This is a genomic window from Candidatus Rokuibacteriota bacterium (assembly GCA_016188005.1).
Taxonomy (GTDB): Bacteria; Methylomirabilota; Methylomirabilia; order Rokubacteriales; family CSP1-6; genus UBA12499.
The window spans coordinates 23,153-45,629 of record JACPIQ010000027.1; the positions used below are offsets into that span (position 1 = coordinate 23,153).

General features: G+C 70.8%; 22 protein-coding genes. 10 read left to right on the forward strand and 12 right to left on the reverse strand.

What is annotated here, in order from left to right; all coding sequences use genetic code 11:
• Positions 1-64: 64 nt before the first annotated feature.
• The 5 genes from HYV93_06285 to alaC all read right to left on the reverse strand — a co-directional run bounded on the left by HYV93_06285 (position 65) and on the right by alaC (position 5,354).
• Complete coding sequence (locus HYV93_06285) at positions 65-442, reverse strand: hypothetical protein (GenBank protein MBI2525574.1); 378 nt, start codon at positions 440-442, stop codon at positions 65-67.
• Positions 443-578: 136 nt separating this feature from the next.
• Complete coding sequence (locus tag HYV93_06290; protein ID MBI2525575.1) at positions 579-1,577, reverse strand: flippase-like domain-containing protein; 999 nt, start codon at positions 1,575-1,577, stop codon at positions 579-581.
• Positions 1,578-1,585: 8 nt separating this feature from the next.
• The gene (locus tag HYV93_06295; protein MBI2525576.1) at positions 1,586-2,650 is read right to left on the reverse strand and encodes a threonine synthase; all 1,065 of its coding nucleotides are present in this window, start codon (positions 2,648-2,650) and stop codon (positions 1,586-1,588) included.
• Between the two features lie 121 nt (positions 2,651-2,771).
• Positions 2,772-4,073: a homoserine dehydrogenase gene (locus HYV93_06300; protein ID MBI2525577.1), complete on the reverse strand. Its 1,302-nt coding sequence runs from the start codon at positions 4,071-4,073 to the stop codon at positions 2,772-2,774.
• Between the two features lie 108 nt (positions 4,074-4,181).
• The gene (gene alaC / locus HYV93_06305) at positions 4,182-5,354 is read right to left on the reverse strand and encodes an alanine transaminase (GenBank protein MBI2525578.1); all 1,173 of its coding nucleotides are present in this window, start codon (positions 5,352-5,354) and stop codon (positions 4,182-4,184) included.
• Between the two features lie 279 nt (positions 5,355-5,633).
• On the opposite strand from alaC, the gene HYV93_06310 reads away from it, so the two are divergent.
• Positions 5,634-6,530, forward strand: a complete 897-nt coding sequence (locus tag HYV93_06310) for a M23 family metallopeptidase (protein MBI2525579.1) — start codon at positions 5,634-5,636, stop codon at positions 6,528-6,530.
• Between the two features lie 65 nt (positions 6,531-6,595).
• Here the strand turns inward: HYV93_06310 and HYV93_06315 are convergent, their stop codons facing one another.
• The 5 genes from HYV93_06315 to HYV93_06335 all read right to left on the reverse strand — a co-directional run bounded on the left by HYV93_06315 (position 6,596) and on the right by HYV93_06335 (position 11,430).
• Positions 6,596-7,408 (reverse strand): alpha/beta fold hydrolase, encoded by an 813-nt coding sequence (locus tag HYV93_06315; GenBank protein ID MBI2525580.1) that lies wholly within the window; start codon positions 7,406-7,408, stop codon positions 6,596-6,598.
• A gap of 162 nt (positions 7,409-7,570) precedes the next feature.
• Positions 7,571-8,512 carry an ATP-binding cassette domain-containing protein gene (locus HYV93_06320; protein MBI2525581.1) on the reverse strand — a complete coding sequence of 314 codons (942 nt, stop codon included), beginning with the start codon at positions 8,510-8,512 and terminating at the stop codon, positions 7,571-7,573.
• A 13-nt stretch (positions 8,513-8,525) separates the two neighbouring features.
• Entirely contained in the window at positions 8,526-9,503 is a 978-nt protein-coding gene (locus tag HYV93_06325) for an ABC transporter ATP-binding protein (protein ID MBI2525582.1), read from the reverse strand.
• A gap of 96 nt (positions 9,504-9,599) precedes the next feature.
• Positions 9,600-10,637, reverse strand: coding sequence for a low-specificity L-threonine aldolase (gene ltaE / locus HYV93_06330; protein MBI2525583.1), 1,038 nt, complete (start codon positions 10,635-10,637; stop codon positions 9,600-9,602).
• Positions 10,638-10,641: 4 nt separating this feature from the next.
• Complete coding sequence (locus HYV93_06335; protein MBI2525584.1) at positions 10,642-11,430, reverse strand: outer membrane protein assembly factor BamD; 789 nt, start codon at positions 11,428-11,430, stop codon at positions 10,642-10,644.
• 80 nt (positions 11,431-11,510) lie between these two features.
• Between HYV93_06335 and HYV93_06340 the strand changes: the two genes are divergently transcribed.
• The 4 genes from HYV93_06340 (at position 11,511) to HYV93_06355 (ending at position 16,401) form a co-directional block, all read left to right on the forward strand.
• The gene (locus tag HYV93_06340; protein MBI2525585.1) at positions 11,511-12,761 is read left to right on the forward strand and encodes a [Fe-S]-binding protein; all 1,251 of its coding nucleotides are present in this window, start codon (positions 11,511-11,513) and stop codon (positions 12,759-12,761) included.
• 19 nt (positions 12,762-12,780) lie between these two features.
• Positions 12,781-13,761 (forward strand): TAXI family TRAP transporter solute-binding subunit, encoded by a 981-nt coding sequence (locus HYV93_06345; protein MBI2525586.1) that lies wholly within the window; start codon positions 12,781-12,783, stop codon positions 13,759-13,761.
• A 63-nt stretch (positions 13,762-13,824) separates the two neighbouring features.
• Complete coding sequence (locus HYV93_06350; GenBank protein MBI2525587.1) at positions 13,825-15,660, forward strand: TRAP transporter permease; 1,836 nt, start codon at positions 13,825-13,827, stop codon at positions 15,658-15,660.
• Between the two features lie 162 nt (positions 15,661-15,822).
• Positions 15,823-16,401, forward strand: coding sequence for a GNAT family N-acetyltransferase (locus HYV93_06355; GenBank protein MBI2525588.1), 579 nt, complete (start codon positions 15,823-15,825; stop codon positions 16,399-16,401).
• A 15-nt stretch (positions 16,402-16,416) separates the two neighbouring features.
• Here the strand turns inward: HYV93_06355 and HYV93_06360 are convergent, their stop codons facing one another.
• Positions 16,417-16,935, reverse strand: coding sequence for an N-acetyltransferase (locus tag HYV93_06360; protein ID MBI2525589.1), 519 nt, complete (start codon positions 16,933-16,935; stop codon positions 16,417-16,419).
• The gene (locus tag HYV93_06365; GenBank protein ID MBI2525590.1) at positions 16,932-17,915 is read right to left on the reverse strand and encodes an NAD(P)-dependent oxidoreductase; all 984 of its coding nucleotides are present in this window, start codon (positions 17,913-17,915) and stop codon (positions 16,932-16,934) included. The genes HYV93_06360 and HYV93_06365 overlap by 4 nt, the downstream gene beginning before the upstream one ends.
• Positions 17,916-18,089: 174 nt before the next feature.
• Here HYV93_06365 and HYV93_06370 point away from each other — a divergent pair, with 174 nt between their 5' ends.
• Genes HYV93_06370 through HYV93_06390 form a run of 5 tightly spaced genes read left to right on the forward strand, consistent with a single transcriptional unit; the run spans position 18,090 to position 22,475 of the window.
• Entirely contained in the window at positions 18,090-18,818 is a 729-nt protein-coding gene (locus HYV93_06370) for a class I SAM-dependent methyltransferase (GenBank protein ID MBI2525591.1), read from the forward strand.
• A gap of 21 nt (positions 18,819-18,839) precedes the next feature.
• Positions 18,840-19,820, forward strand: coding sequence for a hydroxyacid dehydrogenase (locus HYV93_06375; protein MBI2525592.1), 981 nt, complete (start codon positions 18,840-18,842; stop codon positions 19,818-19,820).
• A gap of 51 nt (positions 19,821-19,871) precedes the next feature.
• Complete coding sequence (locus tag HYV93_06380; GenBank protein ID MBI2525593.1) at positions 19,872-20,660, forward strand: putative hydro-lyase; 789 nt, start codon at positions 19,872-19,874, stop codon at positions 20,658-20,660.
• Positions 20,661-20,664: 4 nt separating this feature from the next.
• Complete coding sequence (pxpB, locus tag HYV93_06385; protein MBI2525594.1) at positions 20,665-21,540, forward strand: 5-oxoprolinase subunit PxpB; 876 nt, start codon at positions 20,665-20,667, stop codon at positions 21,538-21,540.
• Positions 21,501-22,475: a biotin-dependent carboxyltransferase gene (locus HYV93_06390; GenBank protein ID MBI2525595.1), complete on the forward strand. Its 975-nt coding sequence runs from the start codon at positions 21,501-21,503 to the stop codon at positions 22,473-22,475. The genes pxpB and HYV93_06390 overlap by 40 nt, the downstream gene beginning before the upstream one ends.
• The last annotated feature ends 2 nt before the right edge of the window (positions 22,476-22,477 follow it).

The following is a 22,477-nucleotide window of genomic DNA, read 5'->3' on the forward strand; positions in this document are numbered from 1 at the left end:
CCATCTCAGCCACCAAGCCGGCGGAGGCGAGGCGCGTCGGCCCCGCCCCCGCCGGCGGCCTGTCTCATCGTCCGCGCCGCTGCCTGAGGTCGCGGTGGAGCTCGCGCCGGTCCTGGCGCAGGTCCCGCACGTCGTCGCGCCGGTCCCTGAGGTCTTCCCGCAGCTCCCGCCGGTCGCTCCGGAGCTCCTGACGCGCGTCTCGGATCCGCTCCGGGTCGCCTGCCCTCACGGCCTCGCGCAGCTCCCGCCTGTCGCCGCGCAGCTCGAGCCGGTCCTCGCGGATCTCCCGGGTGTCCTGCCGGATTTCCCTCCGGTCCTGGCGGATGTCCTTGAGATCCTGCCTGATCTCCTGGGCCCCCGCCACCAGGGTCAGGAGCCCCACCACAGCGCAGATGGCGGTCACCGTGATCGCTCCCGCCGTCCAGCCCGTCACTTGCCTCATCGCCGTCCTCCCGTGTCGGGGCGCCCCCCGGATTGGCTACCTTGCCCCATGAGACGGCTCGGGCCGGGCAGGCGTTTACACCTTCGGCCGGGGGAGGCCCCGGGCCGCGCCTCGCGCGAGTGGGTTCCGGCGGGGATCAGGTCCGCAGCGAGGGCGGGGCGACGCCCGTCGTGCGGGCGGCGTCGGCGAGGCTGACGTGCTCCACGAACAGCAACGCCAGCCCCCAGAGGGTGACCGGGAAGTACTGCGAGGCATGGAGCAGCAGGGAGAAGGACAGGGCCTCGGTCCGCGGCACCGAGAACAGCGCCAGCGCGACCACGACCACGGCCTGCACCACCCCCGCGAAGCCGGGGCTCGAGGGCAGGCTCACCCCGAGGCCGAGAAGGGCCAGGACCGCCCACGCCGCGCCCCAGGGCAGCGCCAGATGGGCGGCGCGGAAGGCCGTCCACACGACCGTGGCCAGGAGTAGCCAGATCCCCGCCGACCAGAAGACGATGGGCAGGAGGTGGTGCGGCGCCCGGATCCCGCTCAGCCCCTCGTTGACCGTCGCGAAGATGCCCCGGGCGCGGCCCTCGACGGCGGGCCAGCGGCCCAGGAGCCGGCCGAGCACGCGCTCGCAACGGCCCGGAGCGATGGCGACGACGGCGAGGGCCACGATCAGCGCGAGATCCGCTGAGATGAAGACCAGGGCCGCCCACCGGAGCTCCCGGGGCACCGTCACGAGGAGGAAGAGGCCGGCCAGCATGAGCCCCACCGCGATGGCGTCGAGGACCCGCTCCACGACCATGGTGGCCACCGTGGTCCAGAAGCGCTGCCCGCGGCGGGCCACCACGTAGGCGCGGACCACCTCGCCTGCCCGGAGCGGCAACAGGTTGTTGCCCATGTAGCCGATCATCACCGCGCTGAAGAGGTGGACGGGGTGGGCGCCGGGAGGGAACAGGAAGGCCCAGCGGCGCGCGCGGAACCAGAGTGACAGGAGGTTGAGCGCGATGCTGGCCGCCAGCAGCCCCCAGTGTGTCCGCGCCAGCAGGACCGGGATGGCGTGGACGTCGGCGTCGCGGAAGACGTAGACGAGGAGTCCCGCGCTCACCGCCAGCCCCAGCAGGATCTTCAGGAGCCGTCCGCGCGACGGCACGGGCGGGATCAGAACCCGAGCTGGGCGAGCACGGCGTCGAGCCGCGGCGGCACGCTGATGGGGCGGGAGGCGGACTCGAGCGCCGTGTCGGGGTCCTTGAGTCCATGTCCCGTGAGGGTCAGCACGAGCGTCGCCCCCGGCTCGAAGCGCCCCGCCTTGACCATCTTCATGAGCCCCGCCACCGTCGCGCAGGAGGCGGGCTCCATGAAGATCCCCTCCTCGCGGGCGAGCATGCGGTAGCCGCGGATGATCTCCTCGTCGGTGACGGCCTCGATCCAGCCGCCCGAGTCGTGCAGCGCTTCCTTGGCCAGCCCCCACGAGGCCGGGTTGCCGATCTTGATGGCGGTGGCGACGGTCTTCGGCTCCGTGATGATGCGCTCCTCGACGATGGGCGCCGCGCCGGCGGCCTGGAAGCCCACCATTCTCGGCAGCTCCTTGGCGAGCCCCGCGCGGTGGTACTCGCGATAGCCGCGCCAGTAGGCCGTGATGTTGCCCGCGTTGCCCACGGGGATGAGGTGATAGTCGGGAGCGCGCCCGAGCTGGTCCACGACCTCGAAGGCGCCGGTCTTCTGTCCCTCGAGCCGGAAGGGGTTCAGGCTGTTCACGAGCGTCACCGGATGGCGCTCGGCGATCTGCCGGACGATGTCGAGAGCCTGGTCGAAGTTGCCGTCCACCACCAGCACGGTGGCGCCGTGGATGGCGGCCTGCGAGAGCTTCCCGATGGCGACGGCGCCCTTCGGCACCATGACGAAGGCGCGCATGCCCGCGCGCGCCGCATAGGCCGCCGCCGAGGCCGAGGTGTTCCCGGTGGACGCGCAGATGACGGCGCGCGAGCCGGCCTCCGCGGCCTTGGAGATGGCCAGCGTCATGCCGCGGTCCTTGAAGGAGCCCGTGGGATTGAAGCCCTCGCACTTGAGAAAGATGCGCAGGCTCGGGTCGGTGGCCTCGGCGAGCCGCGGGGCGGGCACGAGCGGCGTGTTGCCCTCGTGGAGCGTCACCACCGGGGTCTTCGGCGTGACGGGCAGGAAGGCCCGGTACCGCTCGATCACTCCCGGCCACGCCGCGGATGTCATGCCGGGTCTTCTCCACGTTGCCTGAATGTAGATGACATCGCGCGGCGGTTGGGCCTCTTCGCCCCTGCGGGGCTCATCGGGGCGTCCGCATTGCCGACCTGCTGTGTCGCCGGGAGGAGGATCATGCTGGTTCGACCCGGATCATCGTCGTGCGGGAGGCGACGACGGGGAGGCGGTCGATGGCGGCCAGGGCGGCCCGCATGTCCCGCTCGCGGGCCTCGTGGGTCATCATCACCACGGGCACCGCCTCGCCTTCGGCGCGCCCCTTCTGCAGCACGGAGACGAGCGAGATGTCGTGGCGGCCCAGGATGCCGGCCACCTGGGCCAGCACGCCGGGGCGATCCAGGGCCATCACGCGCAGGTAGTAGGCGGAGCGGATCTCGTCCATGGGCCGGAGCGGCAGCGGCGCCTTCGCCACCGACGGCAGCTCGACCGGGAGCGCCGGGATGCCGTGGGCCACGCGCCGGGCGATCTCGAGCGCGTCCGACCACACGGCCGACGCGGTGGGGAGCTGGCCGGCGCCGCGGCCGTAGAACATCAGGTTGCCGACATTGTCGCCGGTGATGAACACGGCGTTGTAGACCCCGGAGACGGCCGCCAGCGGCGACTGGGCCGGGATCATGGTCGGGTGCACCCGCGCCTCGAGCCCGCCGTCCGAGGCCTTGGCGATGGCGAGGAGCTTGATACGGTAGCCCAGCTCGGCCGCGTTGGTCACGTCCTCGTGGCCGACGCCCGTGATGCCCTCGGTGTAGATGTCCTTGAGGTCCAGGGAGGTCCGGAACGCCAGCATCGCGAGAATCTGCAGCTTGTGGGCCGAGTCCATCCCCTCGATGTCGAGCGTCGGGTCCGCCTCGGCGTAGCCGCGGGCCTGGGCCTCCTTGAGCACCACGGAGAAGTCGAGCCCCTCGTCGGTCATCTTCGACAGGATGTAGTTGCACGTGCCGTTGACGATGCCGAACACCGAGGCCATGCGGTTGGCCGGCAGCCCCTCGCGGACGGCGCGGAGCAGGGGGATGCCTCCGGCCACCGCTGCCTCGAAGCCCAGCATGACGCGGTGGCGCCGCGCCTCCTCGAAGATCTCCGTCCCGTGATGGGCGAGGAGGGCCTTGTTGGCCGTGACGACGTGCTTGCCGGCGGCGACCGCGCGCAGGATGAAGGTGCGCGCCGGCTCGAGACCCCCGATCAGCTCGATGACGATCTGGATGGAGGGATCCTCGAGCACCTGCGCGGCGTCGGGGCAGAGCGGCAGGCGGGCCAGGTCGATTCCCTCCCGGGGCCGCGTGAGGTCGGCGTCAGCGACGGCCGCCAGCGTGAGCTGGCAGTCGGTGCGCTCCTGCATCTCGTCGCGGTGACTATCGAGGATCTTGACGACGCCCGCGCCGACGGTGCCCAGTCCAAGAAGGCCTATTCTGATCTCGGTCATTGGAGTCGCGGGCACCGGGGCCGGTGGCCCGCCCGCTCCTTGTGGCTCGCTGCGCTCGGGTTCATGGGGGGTCGCGGGCACCCGGGCCGGTGGCCCGCCCGCTCCTGACTACCTGGAGGTGAGGCTCCGAAGGCCCCGGAGCGCCTGTCTGATGCGCTGCTCGTTCTCCACCAGCGCGAAGCGCACGAACCCCTCGCCGTACTCCCCGAAGCCGACGCCCGGGGAGACGGCGACGCCGGCCTCCTGGATGAGCATCTTGGCGAACTCCAGGGAGCCCATCGCACGGAAGGTCTCCGGCACGGGGGCCCAGACGAACATCGTGCCCCTGGGCTTCTCGACCTTCCAGCCGAGCTTGTTCAGCCCGTGCACCAGCACGTCCCGCCTGCGCCGGTAGACCTCGCGGATCCCCTCCACGCAGGACTGATCCTCTTCGAGGGCGATGATGCCCGCGATCTGGATGGGCTGAAACACGCCGTAGTCGAGGTAGGACTTGATGCGCGCCAGCGCCTGGACCATCTCCCGGTTGCCGCAGCAGAAGGCCAGCCGCCAGCCAGCCATGTTGTAGGACTTGGTGACCGAGAAGAGCTCGACGCCCACCTCCTTGGCCCCCGGCACCTCGAGGAAGGACGGGGGCGTGTAGCCATCGAAGTGGATATCGGCATACGCGAAGTCGTGGACCACCATGAGCCGGTGCTCCTTCGCGAAGTCCACGACCTTGACGAAGAAGTCGCGATCGACGCAGAGCGTGGTCGGATTGTGAGGGAAGGAGAGGATCAGGAGCTTGGCCTTGGGCCACGAGAGCCGTGCCGTCTCCTGCAGCCGGGCGAAGAAGTCCTCTCCCGGCACGAGCGGCACGGAGCGCAGATCCCCGTCGGCGATGACCACCGAATAGGCGTGAATCGGGTAGGTCGGATTCGGGACCAGCGCCCCGTCACCCGGCTGCAGCACGGCCAGCGCCAGGTGGGCCAGCCCTTCCTTCGCGCCGATGGTGGCGATGGCCTCGCTCTCGGGGTCGAGCTCCACCCCGTAGCGTGTCCGGTACCAGGTGGTGATGGCCTTCCTGAGCCGCGTGATGCCGCGGGAGGCCGAGTACCGGTGATTGCGCGGATTCCTGGCGGCCTCGACGAGCTTGTCGACGATGTGCTTTGGCGTGGGCTGATCGGGGTTGCCCATCCCCAGGTCAATGATGTCCTCGCCCCGGGCTCTCGCCTTGGCCTTGAGGTCGTTGACGATGGCGAAGACGTACGGGGGCAGCCGCTTGATCCGGTAGAACTCGTCCATGGCTTGGTTCTCGGTGCGGGAAATCATACTCCGCGCTCGCGCTCGGTGTCAACAAAACGTCCCAATGGCGCGGAGATAGACAGCACCCGGGGCCGCTGGCAGTTCGGGGTTGACACCCCCTGATGGGGATGCTAAGAACTCGCTAGCCTGCGGGCAGGAAACCGCCGCGGCGCCTTCCGGAATTCAGGTAGTCAGCGCGTGCTCACGAGCGCTCCCGACGCCGAGCAACGGTGACCCGGGATGAACGAGTCCAGGCCAACGAGGAGGCCGGCGAGGTCCATGAGCAGCGGGAGCGCAGAGCGGGTCCACCTGGTCATCGAGCGGACGGACGGCTCGCGCATCGTCCGCCTGCCGGCGCCACGCTGGCTCGTCTCCGTCGTGGTGGGGCTCGGCGGGCTCATGCTGGTGGCTGCGGGTGCGCTGTACACCGACTACGTCGCCCTCAAGAAGCAGCGGGCTGCCTTCGCGGCCCTGGAGGTGCGCCTCGCCGAGCAGCAGCAGGTGATCGACGGGTTCCAGCAGCGCGTGAGCCGCGTGCGCGCCGAGGTGGACAGCTGGCAGGATCTGCGCGCGAAGATCTGGCAGCCCTTCGGTCCGGACGCCGGCATGCCCGCGCGCGGCACCGGCATCGGCGGCGGCACCGCCCAGCGGCACCTGGAGAGTTCCCAGCCCCGGTTCTCCATCCTGGATGAGCTGGAGCAACTCACAGCCGTGGTGGCGGACGAGGGCGAGAGCCTCCGCGCCCTCGAGCGCTTCATCGGCAAGGCAGGGAAGGTGCTGGCCTCGCTCCCATCGCGCTGGCCGGTGCGCGGTCCGGTCAACTCGGACTTCGGCGGGCGGTCCTCCCCCTGGTCGTCGGGCTCATCGGAGTTCCACGGTGGGCTCGACATCGGGGCGGCCCGCGGGACCCCCGTCATGGCGCCCGCCCCCGGCACCGTGGTGTTCGCCGGGCGCCACGCCGAGTACGGGGTGACCCTCGTGATCGACCACGGCAACGACATCAAGACGCTCTACGGGCACCTGACCAAGGTGACCGTCGCCCAGGACCAGACGGTGCAGCGCGGCCAGCAGATCGCCGTCACCGGCAACACCGGCCGCTCCTCCGGTCCCCACCTCCACTACGAGATCCAGGTCAAGGGCCAGCCGGTCGATCCCCGCAGCTACCTCTGGGACTAGCCGGCCGCCGATAGAGGCCCATCTGGGGAGCCTCTCCCCGTCCTGGTGGGGGGTGGCTCGCGGGGTCAGGAGGAGGGGTGCCTGGCGAGGAAGGCGAGCGCCGCCCGGTTGAAGGCCTCGGGCTGCTCGATGGGGTGGAGATGGCCCGCGTCCGGGATCACGACGAGGTCGGCCTGCGGGATGCGGGCTTGCAGGGCGCGTGAGTGGCCCGGCGGGACCATGATGTCGTCGGCCCCCGTGGTGATGAGCGTGGGCACGCGGATCTGTGACAGGCGCTCCAGACTCGACCAGCGGCCGATGGCGTCGGCCTGACGCCTGAGCCCCACGAGGCTCGTCGGATAGGGGTTGTCCACGGCCCGCTGGATCAGGAGATCCACGAGACCGGGCTTCTCCGCCACGGTCTTCGGGCTGAGCACCCAGGCCAGCATCATCCGCGCGAAGGTCTCGCGGCTCTCCTGGGCGCGGACGCGGAGCATTCCATCACCGCGGAAGGAGAGGAAAGGGTCGGTCTGCGGCAGCGTGCCGTGCAGCCCGAGCGTGAGCACCCGAGCGGGGTGGCTCAGCGCGATCTCCTGGGCGATCATCCCGCCCATGGACATGCCGTGCACGTGGGCCCGGGCGATGCCGAGCGCGTCGAGGAGCCCCACGGTGTCGGCGGCCATTCCGGAGATGGTGTAGGGGGAGTCGGGCTGCGCGCTCTGCCCGGCGCCGCGATTGTCGAGGAGGACCACCCGGTACTGCGCCGAGAAGGCCGGCACCTGGAAGGCCCAGGCCGTGTGATCGCCCCCCCAGCCCATGATGAGGACGAGCGCCACGCCGTCCTCGGGGCCGACCTGCTGATAGAAGATCTCGACGTCGTTGACGCGCACCTCGGGCATGACCGTCACTCTCCCCCAGCGGACGGCGCCCACGGCGCCGGGCGCCGAGAAGGGTCCAGATGCAAGGCGGCGCCCGCTGGCCGCAGGCGAGGCGTACTCCCTGTACGTTGAGCCTGCGGCCGAGGGCGCCAACGCAGCAGATGGGCCCTTCTCGGCGCCCGGCTAAGCGCGGACCTGGCAGGCTACCCAGTGCCCCGGCGAGATCTGCTTGAGGACCTGGTCGTTCTCCGCGCAGGATGGGATGCGGACGGGGCAGCGCGTGTGGAAGCGGCAGCCGGAGGGCGGCTTGATGGGGCTCGGCACGTCGCCCTCGAGGAGAATCCGCTTCCGCTTCACCGCGGGGTCGGGGATCGGCACCGCGGAGAGCAACGCCTCGGTGTAGGGGTGCTTGGGGTTCGTGTTGCCGAGGTACATGACCGCCACGCGCGTGGAGATGTGCTCCACCACGGAAAGGTCGTGGGCGATGAAGAGATAGGTCAGGTCGAACTGCTTCTGGAGGTCCTCGAGCAGGTTGATCACCTGGGCCTGGATGGAGACGTCCAGGGCGGACACCGGCTCGTCGCAGACGATGAGCTTGGGACTCACGGCCAGGGCACGGGCGATGCCGATGCGCTGCCGCTGCCCACCGGAGAACTCGTGCGGGTAGCGCCGGAGGTGGTCGGCGGCGAGCCCCACCGTCTCGAGCAGGTGGACGACCCGGTCCTCGCGCTCGCGTTTCGTCTTGGCGAGCTTGTGGATCACCAGCGCCTCGCCGATGATCGAGCCCACCGTCATGCGCGGGTTGAGCGACGCGTACGGGTCCTGGAAGATGATCTGCATGTCGCGGCGCAGGTGGCGCAGGGCCCGCTTGTCCAGGGTGGTCACGTTCTGCTGGCCGAACCACACCTCGCCGGCCGTGGGCTCGATGAGCCGCAGGATGCAGCGCCCCGTGGTGGACTTCCCGCAGCCGGACTCGCCCACGAGCCCGAGTGTCTCCCCCTTCAGGATCTCGAAGGAGATGTCGTCCACGGCGTGCACGCGGGCGACCTCCCGGGAGAAGAGGCCCCCGCGGATCGGGAAGTACTTCTTGAGGTTCTTGATCCGGAGCAGCGCCTGTTCCGCCATGGTCTCGGTCCTCTCAGTACAGCCAGCAGGACACCTTGTGGCCGGGCTTCATCTCCTTGAGCACCGGATCCTTCTCGGTGCACACGGCCTTCACGAAGGGGCAACGCGGCGCGAAGCGGCAGCCGGGCGGGATGTCGCCCTTGAGGGTGGGGACGGTGCCGCCAATCGCCTCCAGGCGCTGGCGCTGGGTGGCGGCCAGGTCGATGCGCGGAATGGAGCGGAGGAGCCCCTGCGTGTAGGGGTGCAGCGGCTCCTTGAACAGGTTCCCCACCGACGCTTCCTCGGCGACCTTGGCGGCGTACATGACGACCACCCGCTGGGCGGTCTCGGCGATGACGCCCATGTCGTGGGTGATGAGCATGACGGCCATGCTGAGCTTGGACTTGAGCTCGTTGAGGAGTTCCAGGATCTGCGCCTGGATGGTCACGTCGAGCGCCGTGGTGGGCTCGTCGGCGATGAGCAGCTTCGGGTTGCAGGACAGCGCCATGGCGATCATGATGCGCTGGCGCATGCCCCCCGAGAGCTGGTGGGGGTACTCCCTGACCCGCCGCTCGGCGTTGGGGATGTGCACGAGCTTCAGCATGTCCACGGTCTTGGCCATGGCGTCCCGGCGCCCGAGCCCTTCGTGCAGCCTGAGCGCCTCGGCGATCTGCTCCCCGCAGGTGAACACCGGGTTCAGGGAGGTCATGGGCTCCTGGAAGATCATGGAGATCTCTTTGCCGCGGATCTTGCGCATCTTGCCGGCCGGCAGGTCCACCAGGTTCAGGCCGCCGTAGCGGATCTCGCCCTCGACGATCCGGCCCGGCGGCTGCGGGATCAGCTTCATGATGCTGAGCGCCGTCACCGACTTGCCGCACCCGGACTCACCCACGATGCCCAGGGTCTCGCCTTTGTCGATGTAGAGGTCCACCCCGTCCACCGCGCGGACGGTGCCCTCGTCGGTGAAGAAGTATGTCTTGAGGTTCTTGACGTCCAGGAGGCGCTCGGCCATGGCCTGTCCCTTCATCCTCTTGTCCTCAACATGCTTGTCGCATGTTGACCGTGGGCCAGATGGTCGGATCGACCCGCGGGTCGTTATGGCGATCCGCTACCAGGTGGTCGTGATCTCCCGGAGGGCGCCGAGGGCCCGGTCGATGTCCTCCGAGTCCACGTCCTTGTGGGTGACGCAGCGGATGGCGGCCGGCCCGATCTGGTGGATCTTCACCTTGCGGGCGAGGGCCCCCGTGACGAGCGCCGCGACACCGCCCTCCCGCTCCACTCGGAAGATGACGATGTTCGTCTGCACCTTGGCGAGGTCCACCCGGCAGCCCGGCAGCCGCGCCACCCCCTCGGCGAGGCGGCGCGCATGGGCGTGGTCCTCGGCGAGGCGCTCGACCATGGTCTCCAGCGCCACGAGCCCTGCGGCGGCCAGCACGCCCGACTGCCGCATGCCGCCGCCCAGCATCTTGCGGATGCGCCGGGCGCGCGCCACGAAGTCCCGGGTGCCGCAGACCAGGGAGCCCACCGGGGCGCCGAGCCCCTTGGACAGGCAGAAGGTGAGCGAGTCCACGTGGCGGGTGAAGTCCCGCAGCGGGCGGCCGAGGGCGACCGCCGCGTTGAAGATCCGCGCGCCATCGAGGTGCACCGGGACGCCCGCGACGTGCGCCACGGCCGCCACGGCCTCGATCTCCTCCGGAGTGCAGCAGGTGCCGCCGTGCCGGTTGTGCGTGTTCTCGAGGCAGACGAGTCCCGTCGGCGGGATGTGGACGTTGCTCGGGCGGATGCTCTCGCGCACCTGCTCCGGCGTGAGGAAGCCCCGCGCGGTGGTAATGGCCAGCGTCTGCACCCCGCCGATGAGGGCCGTTCCCGCCACCTCGTAGTTGAAGATGTGGCAGTCACGGTCGAGGATGATCTCCTGGCCCGGCCGCGTCTGTGCCAGCACGGAGACGAGGTTGCCCTGGGTGCCGGAGGTGACGAAGAGCGCCGCCTCCTTTCCCGCGCGCCGGGCCGCGTCCTCCTCGAGGCGCTTGACGGTGGGATCCTCCTCCCACACGTCGTCCCCCACCTCGGCGCGCGCCATGGCCTCCCGCATGGCCGGGGTGGGGAGCGTGAGAGTGTCCGAGCGCAGATCCACCACGTCGTGCATGGGGCTACCTCACCGCCGTCCGGAGCCGCTGGGCCGCGCGCCGGCCCCAGTCGGTGTGGGCGAACTCGGTGGCCAGCTGGCGGAGCCGGTCCTGGGCGTCCTGGGCCCGGCCCTCCTTGGCATAGACGTCCGCCAGCCTGTAGAGAGCCTCGGGCACCACCAGGGTCCGCGGGTAGTCCTTGAGCAGGGCCTCGAGCCGCTGGCGCGCCGCGGCCGGGTTGCCCTGGTCCAGGTAGTAGGAGGCGACCCAGAGTTCCTTCTGAGCGAGGCGCCCGCGACAGATGTCGATCTTGGCCAGCGCGTCGGAGGCGTAACGGCTGTCGGGATAGTCGCGGACCAGCTTCTTGAAGGCCTCCATGGCCTTGGCCGTGATGCCCTGGTCCTGCTCCACGGGCTTGAGCTGGTCGTAGTAGCTCATGGCCAGCCGGAACTGCGCGAGGTCGGCGATCTCGTGACGCGGGAAGAAGGCCAGGAAACCCTCGAGCTCCTTGATGGCCTTGTCCCACTCCCCCTCGCGGTAGTAGGCCTCGCCCAGGAGGAAGCGGGCGCGGGCGGCGTGGCTGGACTGCGGGTGGCGCTCGACGATCTTGCGAAAGTGGGTCCGGGCCTCCTCGTAGCGCTTCTTGGTCATCTCCGACTCGCCCGCCTGGTAGAGATCGGCGGCCGGCAGGAGCGGCTGCGGCCTCTGCCTGAACAGCTCGGCGACGTACGAGCCGACGGAGGAGCACCCTCCGACGAGGAGCGCTGCCGCGAGCACGGCGGGGACCAGAAGGGCCTGCGACCTGGGGCGCATTCGTGAGGAAGGTACGGTCAGACCCCTTCAAAGTCAAGGACATGTTGACAGGCCCCGATCCCTTCCGTATGATCCCGCCGATGCCGTTCCCCAGGATGGTGCGCGTCCGGCAGACCTTCCCGCGCCCCCGGCTGGCCGACATCCCCGGCGGTGTCCGTGCGGCTCTCGCTGCGGCGCGCCTGCCCATCAAGCCGGGCGACACGGTGGCGGTCGGCGCGGGCAGCCGCGGCATCGCCAACATCGACGTCATCGTCAAGGCGACGGTGAACTTCCTCCGCGACCTCGGCGCCCGTCCGTTCATCTTCCCGGCCATGGGAAGCCACGGAGGCGCCACCCCCGAGGGCCAGCGCGAGGTGCTCGCCCACTACGGCATCACGGAAGGCGCCATGGGCTGCGAGATCCGCGCCACCATGGAGGTCGTCCAGGTGGGCGAGGCCCTGGGGATGCCCGTGTGGCTCGACCGCATCGCCTCCGAGGCCGGCTGGATCGGGCTCGTCAACCGCGTCAAGCCCCACACCGACTTCAAGGGCAGCATCGAGTCCGGCCTCTTCAAGATGATGACCATCGGGCTCGGCAAGTGGCAGGGCGCCACCCAGTACCACCGGGCCAATGTCACCCATGGCTACGAGACCGTGATCAGTGCCGTGGGGCGGGAGATGCTCGCCAGGGCGCGGATCGGCTTCGGGCTGGGCATCGTCGAGAACGGGTACGACGAGACGGCGCGCGTGGAGGCCTTCAACGCCGCGGAGCTCGAGGCGGGAGAGCGCCGGCTCCTGAAGGACGCCCGGGACTGGATGGCGCGGCTGCCCTTCTCCCCCATCGACGTGCTGGTGGTCGAGGCGATCGGCAAGAACATCTCCGGCGCCGGCATGGACACCAACGTGATCGGCCGCCCGTCCAACCCCCACGAACCGTTCCCGGCGGATCCCAAGATCCTCTGGATCGTGGCGCTCGACCTCACCGAGGAGAGCGGCGGCAACGCCACCGGCATCGGCAACGCCGACTTCACCACCCGGCGGCTCCGCGACAAGGTCGACTGGAAGAAGACGGCCATCAACTGCCTCACGGCCTGTGCCCCCAACGGGGCCAAGCTGCCGCTGGTCTTCGACTCCGACCGTGAGGCCGTGGAGAGCGCGCTCGACTGCATCGGCCTCACCCGGCCCGAGCAGGCGCGCGTCATCCGCGTCACGAACACCCTCGTCCTCGGCGAGATCGACTGCTCCGAGGCCTTCCTGCCGGAGATCGCCGCGCGCTCCGACCTGGAGGTCATCGGCCCGCCGCGCGCGCTTCCGTTCGACGCCGGCGGGCAGATCGTCCCGTTGGCGCCCTAACGAACAAGGAGACTCCGCCATGCCTACTCGGGGGACACGCATCCTGTCGGTTCTGCTGGCGCTGGGGCTCAGCGGCGCGGCGCTCGTGGTGCCCGCCCAGGCCCAGCAGAAGGCGAACGTGGTGTTCTCGGCCGGCCCCACGGGGGGCTCGTGGACTCCCATGGCCGCGGCCACCGCGGACGTCGTCAGGAAGAAGTTCCCCGAGGTGGACGTCCAGGTGGAGCCGGGCGCGGCCCTGGTCAACATGGAGAAGATCCGCAACGACAAGGCAGACCTCGGCTGGTCCATGACCACCGTGGTGGCCGACGCCCGCGCGGGGGCCGGCTCCTGGAAAGGCAAGCAGACGGACAAGCCTCTCCTGGTGGCCAACTACTATCCGAACGTCTGGCAGCTGGTCGTGCCGGCCGACTCGGACATCAAGCAGATCTCCGACCTCAAGGGAAAGCCGGTGGCGCTTCCGCCGCGTGGCAACACCAGTCTCGCCGAGGGGTGGGAGCTCCTGCTGCGCGTCCACGGGATGAAGCTCGACGACCTGGGCACCAAGAGCTACGGCTCCCTGACCGAGAACGTCGAGCTCATCAAGAACCGGCAGGCCGTGGCCATGGGGTGGTTCACCACCGTGCCCGCCTCCTTCGCCCTCGACCTCGGCTCCGCGCGCAAGATCCGGCTGCTGGCGGTCCCCGAGGAAAAGATCGCGGAGATGAAGAAGCTCAACGCGGGCTTCGTGCGTCACGTGGTCCTGAAGGGGGCCTACGCGGCCCAGGGGGTGGAGGCCGATGTGGTGACCATCCAGGCGCCGACCATCCTCATCGCCTCGTCGAAGACCCCCGCGGAGGTGATCTACAAGATCACCAAGGCGATCGTCGAGGGGCGCGAGGCCTTCGGCAACGTCACGGCGGCCATGAAGGGCGTGAGCGCCGGGCAGATGGCCGAGAGCTTCGGGCTTCCCCGCCACCCGGGGGCCGAGAGGTACTACCGGGAAGCCGGCCTGCTGAAGTAGCCGCGTCCGGTGCGCAAGCTCGCGGGCTACGCCGGGCTGGTGGTGGGCGTGGTGGGGGTGGCCATGTCCCTCTACCACCTCCACGCCCGGCTCACGACGGCGGCGCCCGATAGCCTCGCCCTCAGGATCATCACGCTGGCCTTCAGCCTCACCCTGGCCTTCCTGCTCTTCCCCCGGAAGGCCGGCGGCAGCCCCGAGCGGATCCCCTGGAGCGACCTCGCCCTGGCGGCGCTCTCGCTGGCTTGCGTGGGCTACCTCTTCGCAAACTACCAGTACGTGACGACCCGGATGCCCACAGCGGAGCCCCTGAGCCGGGCCGACATGATCGTCGCAGCAGTCGGCACGCTCCTGGTGCTCGAGGCGACGCGCCGGACCATCGGCCTCGCCCTGCCCGTGGTGGCCCTCGGGTTCATCGCCTACGGGCTCGCCGGCCCGTGGCTCCCCGGCGGGCTCGGGCACCGGGGGCTGTCGCTCGAGATCCTCCTCGACCAGACGTACTTCACCACCGAGGGCATCTTCGGGATCCCCATCGGGGTCGCGGGCACCTACGTCATCCTGTTCATCATCTTCGGCGCCTTCCTGGAGAAGTCGGGCGCCGGCCAGTTCTTCATGCACTTCGCCAACGCCATCGCCGGCGGCTCCCGGGGCGGCCCCGGCAAGGTGGCGGTGGTGTCCTCCAGCCTCTTCGGCACCATCTCGGGGTCGGCCGTGGCCAATGTCATGGTGGACGGCTGGCTCACCATCCCCATGATGAAGCGGACGGGGTTCAAGCCGGAGGCGGCGGCGGCCATCGAGGCGGTGGCGTCCACGGGCGGCCAGATCATGCCGCCCATCATGGGAGCCGCCGCGTTCGTGATGGCGGAGTTCCTGGGGGTGTCCTACGGGCAGGTGATGATCGCCGCGGCGATCCCGGCTCTCTTCTACTACGGCGCGCTCTTCGCCGCGATCCACTTCAACGCGATCCGGAGCGGGCTCCGGGGGATCCCGCGCGAGGAGCTCCCGATCCTGGGCCACATCATCATGCGGCAGGGGCACCTGTTCATCCCGCTCCTGATCATCTTCGCGCTGCTGGTGCAGGGATACACGGCCACGTACGCCGCGATCATCTCCACGGCCTCCGTGCTGGTCCTGTCGTGGGTGAGGCCCGAGTCCCGCGTCACCCCCCGCCGGGCCATCGAGGCCCTCCAGGACGGGGCCTTCCAGACGGTGCCCGTGGCCATGGCCACGGCCTCCGCCGGCGTCGTGATCGGCGTGATCCTCCAGACCGGGCTCGCGATCCGGTTCACCAGCTTCCTCGTGAGCGTCGCCGGCGGCAGCCTGCTGATCGCGCTGGCGATCACGATGATCGCCGGTGTCATCCTCGGCATGGGCATGCCGACCACGCCGGCCTACATCATGCAGGCGGCGCTGCTGATCCCGGCGCTGATCAAGCTCGGAGTCGCCCCCATGGCGGCCCACATGTTCGCCTTCTACTTCTCGTGCCTGTCGGCCGTGACGCCGCCCGTGGCGCTGGCCGTGTACGCTGCGGCGTCCATCAGCAAGTCGGGCCTGTGGGGCTCCGGCTGGCAGGCCGTGAAGTTCGCCGCGGCGGGCTTCATCGTGCCCTTCTTCTTCGTCTACTCGCCCCCGCTCCTCTTCTCGGGCTCCTGGGAGGAGATCCTGCTGGCGGTGGTGACCGGAGGCGTCGGGGTCGTGGCGCTGGCCGCGGGCCTGGAGGGCTACTTCATCCGCACCGCCCACTGGTGGGAACGCGTCCTGTTCATCGCCGCCGCCGTCATGCTGATCAAGCCCGGCCTGTACACCGACCTGGCGGGGCTCGGGCTGCTGCTGGTCGCGCTGGGGCTGCAGCGGCTGCGGCCCCGGAGCGCGGTGGCGCTGGCGGTGGGATCGCCCCCGTGAGCCGCGCGGCCCTGGCGGCCCTCACCCTCATCGCGGCGGCGCTGCTGTGCGGGACCGTCGCCTACGGTATCCTGCGCCTCTACGCGTACTGACGGGCCGCCGTGACGCTTCAGCTCCCGCTCGTGCCGCTCCCCTGAGGGCCGGCGGCGCATCCCGAGGGCGATGGGCACCTCCGATCCGCCGACCCCCCCGCCGGAGGCGATCCCGCGGGAATTCGACCGCCAGGTCGTCCTCAGGGACGGGGCGCGTGTCTGGCTCCGCGCTATCCGTCCCGACGACGAGGCGCGCCTGGTGGACCTGTACGGCCGGCTGAGCCACCACACCGCCTACCAGCGCTTCTTCACGGTGCTGAAGCGCCTGCCGCCCGACTGGGCCCACTTCTTCGCCAACGTGGACTACCGGAAGCGGATGGCGCTGGTGGCCGAGCACGAGCATGAGGGCCGGCTCGAGCTGATCGGGGTGGGCCGCTACGAGCCGGCCGACGAGGCGGCCACTGCCGAGGTGGCCTTCGTGGTGCAGGACGGCTGGCAGGGGAGGGGCCTCGGGGCCGTCCTCCTCGACGACGTCACGCGGGCGGGCGAGGCGCGCGGCGTGCTCCGCTTCCGCGCCTTCGTCCTCGCCGACAACGACCGGATGCTGGATCTCCTGACGCGCTTCACCGACGTCCTGGAGCGCAAGCTGGAGGACGGTGTCGTGAGCCTCGTCTTCAGGCGACAGCCCGCTCCGCCGCCAACCGGCTGAGCGCGGGGCGGCCCGTCAGAGCAGCTTTTCCATGATCAGGGTGTCCACCCACTTGCCGTCGAGCATTCCCTGTTCGCGGTAGATCCCGACCCGTCTGAAGCCGAGCCGCTCGTAGAGGGCCACGCCCGACTCGTTGAACGGGAAGGTCGAGAGCACCATCTTGTGGTAGCCGATCTCCCGCGCCAGCTCGACCAGCCGCTCGAGGAGCCGATGGCCCACACCCCGGCCGCGCCACCCCCGGTCGACGTACACGGAGAAGTCGGCCACGTGCTCGTAGGCCTTGCGCGAGTTGAACTGGTTGAGGCTGCCCCAGCCGATGGTGAGCGGGGACCGGGCACCCTCGGGCGCGAGGACCTCGGCCACGATCACGGGGTGGCGGCGGCTTCGCGAGGCCATCCAGTGTCGTCGCTCGGCCGGCGTGCGCAGCTCGGTCTCGAGGGTCGCGATGCGGTCCTCGATCCCCTGGTTGTAGATGAGGCAGATGGCCTCCGCATCTGCCTCGGTGGCGGGGCGCACGCTGACTGCGGGGCTCACCGGGCCGGCTCCAGCTCCCGCGCATCGAGACGGCCCGAGCCGGCCAGCGCCGCGAACTCGTCCAGCGTCTTCCTGATGCCCTCGCGGAGCCCCGTCCGGGGGCGGGGCCCGAGGTCGCGCTGGTAGCCCGTGTCGGCCAGCTCCTCGGGAAAGGGCATCTGTCGCTCCACGTGAGAGAGCCGTCCCCTGGCCTGGGGCCAGGCCTCCTCGATCATGCGCACGACGTCCGCGATCCTGGCCGACTCGCCGTGGAGGTTGTACACCCGGGCGCCGTCCAGCGTCGAGCCGGCTCCGGCGAGGCAGGCCTGGGCCACGTCGTCCGTGTAGACGAGATCTGTGGCGCCGCCCCAGCGGATCTCGAAGGACCGCCCCAGGACGGCGGCCTTCATGGCGAGCGTCGGGTCGGCGGTGAGACCGAAGTCGCGTCCGGGCCCGTATACCGACAGCGGACGGAAGCCAATGGAGGCGATCCGATGCTCCTCCCAGTAGATGCGGGCTGTCTCCTCGTTGGCGACCTTGTAGACGCCGTAATGCGTGGCGGGCTTCGGCGGGGAGTCGTCGGAGAGGGGCCCGGGCCCGTAGAGGTGCGGCGGCCCGAACACGGCGGCCGAGGAGAAGTACGTGACGCGGCGCACCCGGTCCCGATGCACCTTGGCCGCCTCGAAGACGTTGGCCGTCCCCACCACGTTGACGAGCGCCCCCCCCGAGGGATCCTGCCGGCAGAGCGGCACCTGCCAGGCGGCCAGATGGATGATGCGCGTGATGCCGTGGTCGCCCACGGCCCGGATGAGGGCGTCGCGGTCCGCGATGTTCCCTCGCACGAGGACCACCTCGGCGAGCCGCTCGGGCCCCACGACCAGGCGCAGGCGCCACGGGTCATCGCCGAGGTCGTAGCCCACCGGGTGCTCGCCCGCGGCCAGCAGCCGCTTGATGACCCATGCTCCGATGCATCCGAGTGCGCCCGTCACCAGCGTCGCCATCTTTCCTCCACATGGGGCGGGCGCGCGGGCTTCCCTCGGGCCCGCCCCCGCCGGATTCTCGCCCCCGCCTGACGTTCACGCGGCGCGCGGCGCTCCGACCCGTCGCGCGGGGCCGGACGCGGTCAGGCGCTGGCACGGTGCCTCCGCCGCGCCATTTTGGGTATAATGCGGCTCGTGTTCGACAGCAAGCGGTTCTTCGAGGAGTCGTGGCCCAAGGTCTCCCAGGGCTTCGAGTCCGAGGCCGACGCCGAGGCGGAGATCGCCTGGATCGTCGGGCACGCGCGGCCGCCCGCCGCCGGCCGAGTGCTCGACGCCCCCTGCGGCTTCGGGCGTCACTCGCTTGCTCTGGCGCGGCGGGGCTTCGCCGTCACGGGCGTGGACCTGAGCGAGACCGAGCTGGCCCGCGCCCGGGAGCGGGCCGCGGCAGCGGGCGTGACGCTCCGGCTCGTGCAGCAGGACATGCGCGACATGGACTTCTCGGCGGAGTTCGACCTCGCCCTCAACCTCTTCTCGAGCATCGGTTACTTCTCGGACGACGAGGACCGCCTGCTGCTGGACCGGTTCTGCCTCGCGCTCAAGCCCGGCGGAACCTTCGTGCTCGACACGCGGAACCGCGACCACTTCATCCGGAGCTGCGCCGCGGAGGAGACCTACTCCCTGCCGGCCGGCAGGGTCACCATCAAGAACCGCATCGATCTCACGACGAGCCGGGTCCACGGCGAGTGGTGGCTCGAGGATGGACACCGCTGCCTGGGCGAGACCGAGCTCCGCCTCTACGCGGCCCACGAGCTCTACCGCATGCTGCGCCCCGAGCGCTGGTCACGGGTCGAGCTGTTCGGCGGTCTCGACGGCCGGCGCTTCGAGCTCGACTCCGCCCGCCTCGTCCTCGTTGCCACGAAATAACTCCACAACCCTGGGAGCCATATGAAACCGCTCGTCGTCGTCGGTGGCGCCATTCATCCGGACGGGATCGCACAGCTCGAGACCGAGGCCCGCGTCGTCGTCACCGAGGAGACCAGCGAGGCGGGGATGGTCCGCGCCGCCAGGGAGGCCGAGGGGATCCTCTTCCGGATCAAGCCCCCCTGCAGCCGGTCGCTCATGGCGGCCTGCGCCCGGCTCAAGGTCGTCGGGCGTTACGGCGTGGGGCTCGACACCGTGGATCTCCCCGCGGCGACCGAGCTGGGCATTGCCGTCGTGCATGCGCCGGGATCCAACTCCGACTCCGTGGCCGAGCACGCCCTCATGCTGATCCTGGCCTGCGCCAAGCGGACCATCGTGCTGGACCGCATGACCCGCAAGTCGGACTGGTCGCCCGCCCGCTGGGAAGGGCTGACCGAGATCAAGGGCCTGACCCTCGGCATCATCGGCGTGGGGAACATCGGCCGGCGCGTGGCGCGGCTCGGCGCGGCCTTCGGGCTGCGTGTCCTGGGCTACGACCCCTACGTGGCGCCCGATGAGCTGCGCGCCCGGGGCGCCGAGCCCGTGCCGGATCTGGCCACGCTCCTGCGCCAGGCCGACATCGTGACCTGCCACACGCCCCACACGCCCGAGACGCACCACATGATCAACGCCACGACCGTCGCCCAGATGAAGGACGGCGTCATCTTCATCAACACCTCGCGCGGCAAGACCCAGGACGAGGGCGCGCTGCTGGCGGGACTCGGCAGCGGCAAGATCCGCGCGGCCGGCCTCGACGTGTTCGAGGAGGAGCCGGTGTCCTCGGACAACCCGCTGCTCCAGCTCGACAACGTCGTGGTCAGCTCGCACATCGCCGGCGTCACCGAGCAGGCGCACCGCAGCATCGGGCTCCAGGTGACGGCCGAGATGCTGCGCGTGCTGCGCGGCGAGCGGCCCACCGTCCTGGGCAACCCCGACCTCTGGCCGAAGCTCGCCCACCTCAGGTAAGCAGCGACAACAGGTGCGGGGGCCCTCCCACTCCCGCGCCGGGAGGGGCCCATGCCCATCGACGCCCGCCACCCGAAGGAGATCCGGGCTGACATCCGCCGGGGCGCCCTCACCGGCGTCACCGCCGGGCTGGCGCCGGGATTCGTCCAGGCGAATCTCGCGGTCCTGCCCAAGGAGAGCGCCTACGACTTCCTCCTCTTCTGCCAGCGCAACCCGCGCCCGTGCCCGCTCATCGAGGTGACGGATCCGGGCTCCCCCGAGCCGGTCGGGGCGGCGCCGGGGGCCGATCTGAGGACGGACATCCCGCGGTACCGCATCTACAAGGACGGCGTCCTCGCCGACGAGGTCACCGACATCACGCCCTTCTGGCGCGATGACTTCGTGTCTTTCCTCCTCGGCTGCTCCTTCACCTTCGAGTGGGCGCTGCTGGACGCCGGGATCCCGCTCCGCCACATCGAGGAGGGGAAGAACGTCGCCATGTGGAAGACCTCGATCGCGTGCCGGCCGGCCGGACGCTTCCACGGCCCTGTGGTCGTCTCCATGCGGCCGATCCCGCAGGCGATGCTCGCCAGGGCCGTGACGGCCTCGGCACGCTTCCCCGGGGCCCACGGCGCGCCCATCCAGGTGGGGGATCCCGCCGCCCTGGGCATTGCCGACGTGACGAAGCCCGACTGGGGCGACTTCGTCGGCATCCGGCCGGGTGAGGTCCCCGTGTTCTGGGCGTGCGGGGTGACGCCGCAGGCCGTGGCGCTGGCCTCGAAGCCCGCCTTGATGATCACCCATAGCCCGGGGCACATGTTCATCACGGACCTGCCGAACCATGCCCTGGCCGTGATCTAGCGGGGTGCCCGTGGTCACCCGTCCCGAGCCGCGCTTCCTGCCCTGCGGCGACCTGGCCGTGTCGGTGGAGCTGGGGGACGAGATCAGCCGGGAGGTCAACGCCCGCGTCCTGGCGCTCGAGTACCTGATCCGGCAGACGGGGCTGGCGGGCGTCAGCGAGACCGTCCCGTCGTTCCGGTCGCTGCTCGTCTACTACGACCCGCTCGTCGTCGGCTTCGACGCCCTGTGCGCGGCGCTCCGCGGGCTCGCGGCCGAGGCGCGGCCCGATGTGCTGCCGCCGGCCCGGACGGTGGAGCTGCCGTGCTGCTACGGCGGCGAGCTGGGCTTCGAGCTGGAGGCCGCCGCGGCGAAGCTCGGGCTCGCCCCTGACGAGGTGGCACGGCTGCACGCCTCGGCGGACTACTACGTCTTCTTCGTCGGGTTCACGCCGGGGCTCCCGTACATGACGGGCATGCCGGAGCGGCTCACCATCCCGCGGCTTCCGACCCCCCGCACCAACACGCCTCCCGGAAGCGTCGGCATCGGCGGCACCCAGTGCTGCATCTACTCCGTCGAGAGCCCCGGCGGCTTCTGGGTGCTCGGACGCACCCCGCTGCGGCTCTACGATCCGGCCGCGCCCGATCCGATCCTGCTCCGTGCGGGGGACCGGGTGCGCTTCCGCCTCATCGACCGGGCCGAGTTCGACGCCATCGCCGCCCAGGTGGCCGCCGGCACGTATGGACAGCGGAGCGGGCAGGGCGAGCCGAGGCGTGCCGCACGGCCAGGCGAGCGGATATGGGAGTCCCCCGAGCAGAGCGGGCAGGGCGAGCCGGGGCGTGTCGCACGGCGAGGCGAGCGGATATGGGAGTCCCCCGAGCAGAGCGAGGAGGGGGCGCGGTGAGCCGGCTGGGCATCCGCGAGGCCGGACCGTTCACGACCGTGCAGGATCTGGGGCGGCCCGGCTACCTCCGCGTGGGCATCCCGCCCTCGGGCCCCATGGACCGCGAGGCCTTCGTCCTCGCCAACCGCCTCGTGGGCAACGCGGACGGGGTGGCGGCGCTGGAGTCCACGTACAGCGGGCCACGCGTCGAGTTCGCCGATGACCGGATCGTGGCGATCACGGGGGCCGACATGCCCGTCACGGTGGACGGCGTGGCGGCCCCGCGCTGGGAAGCGTTCCCCGTCCGGGCGGGCACAGTGCTCCGCCTCGGGGCGGCCCGCTGGGGCGTGCGCTGCTATCTCTCGGTCTCGGGCGGCATCGACACCCCCCCAGCCCTGGGCTCGCGGGCCACCTACGTGCGCGGCCGGCTGGGGGGACTCGCGGGGCGTACCCTCGAGCGGGGTGACTCGCTGCCGCTCGGGCCGCCGGGCGCCGGCCGGCCGGCCCGGCTGCGGCGCGAGCGCATCCCCGACTACTCCGTGGAGCCCGAGGTCCACGTGGTGCTCGGGCCCCAGGAGGACCGGTTCACCGCGGCCGGGATCGGCGCCTTCCTCGAGGGGCCCTACGAGATGCTGCAGCAGTCGGACCGCATGGGCGCGCGCCTCCGCGGCCCGCGCATCGCGCACACGAGCGGCCACGACATCGTCTCCGACGGCGTGGCGCTGGGCGGCATCCAGGTCATCGGCGAAGGGCAGCCCATCGTGCTACTCGTGGACCGGCAGTCCACGGGGGGGTATACCAAGATCGCCACAGTGTGCTCCTTCGACATCGGGAGGGTGGGGCAGGTGAAGCCCGGGCAGCGGCTCCGCTTCCGCCGCGTCTCGGTGGGGGAGGCCCACGCGTTGCTCGGCGCGCGGCGCCAGGAGCTCGCCGCCGCCACGGAGCCCGCGAGATAGGG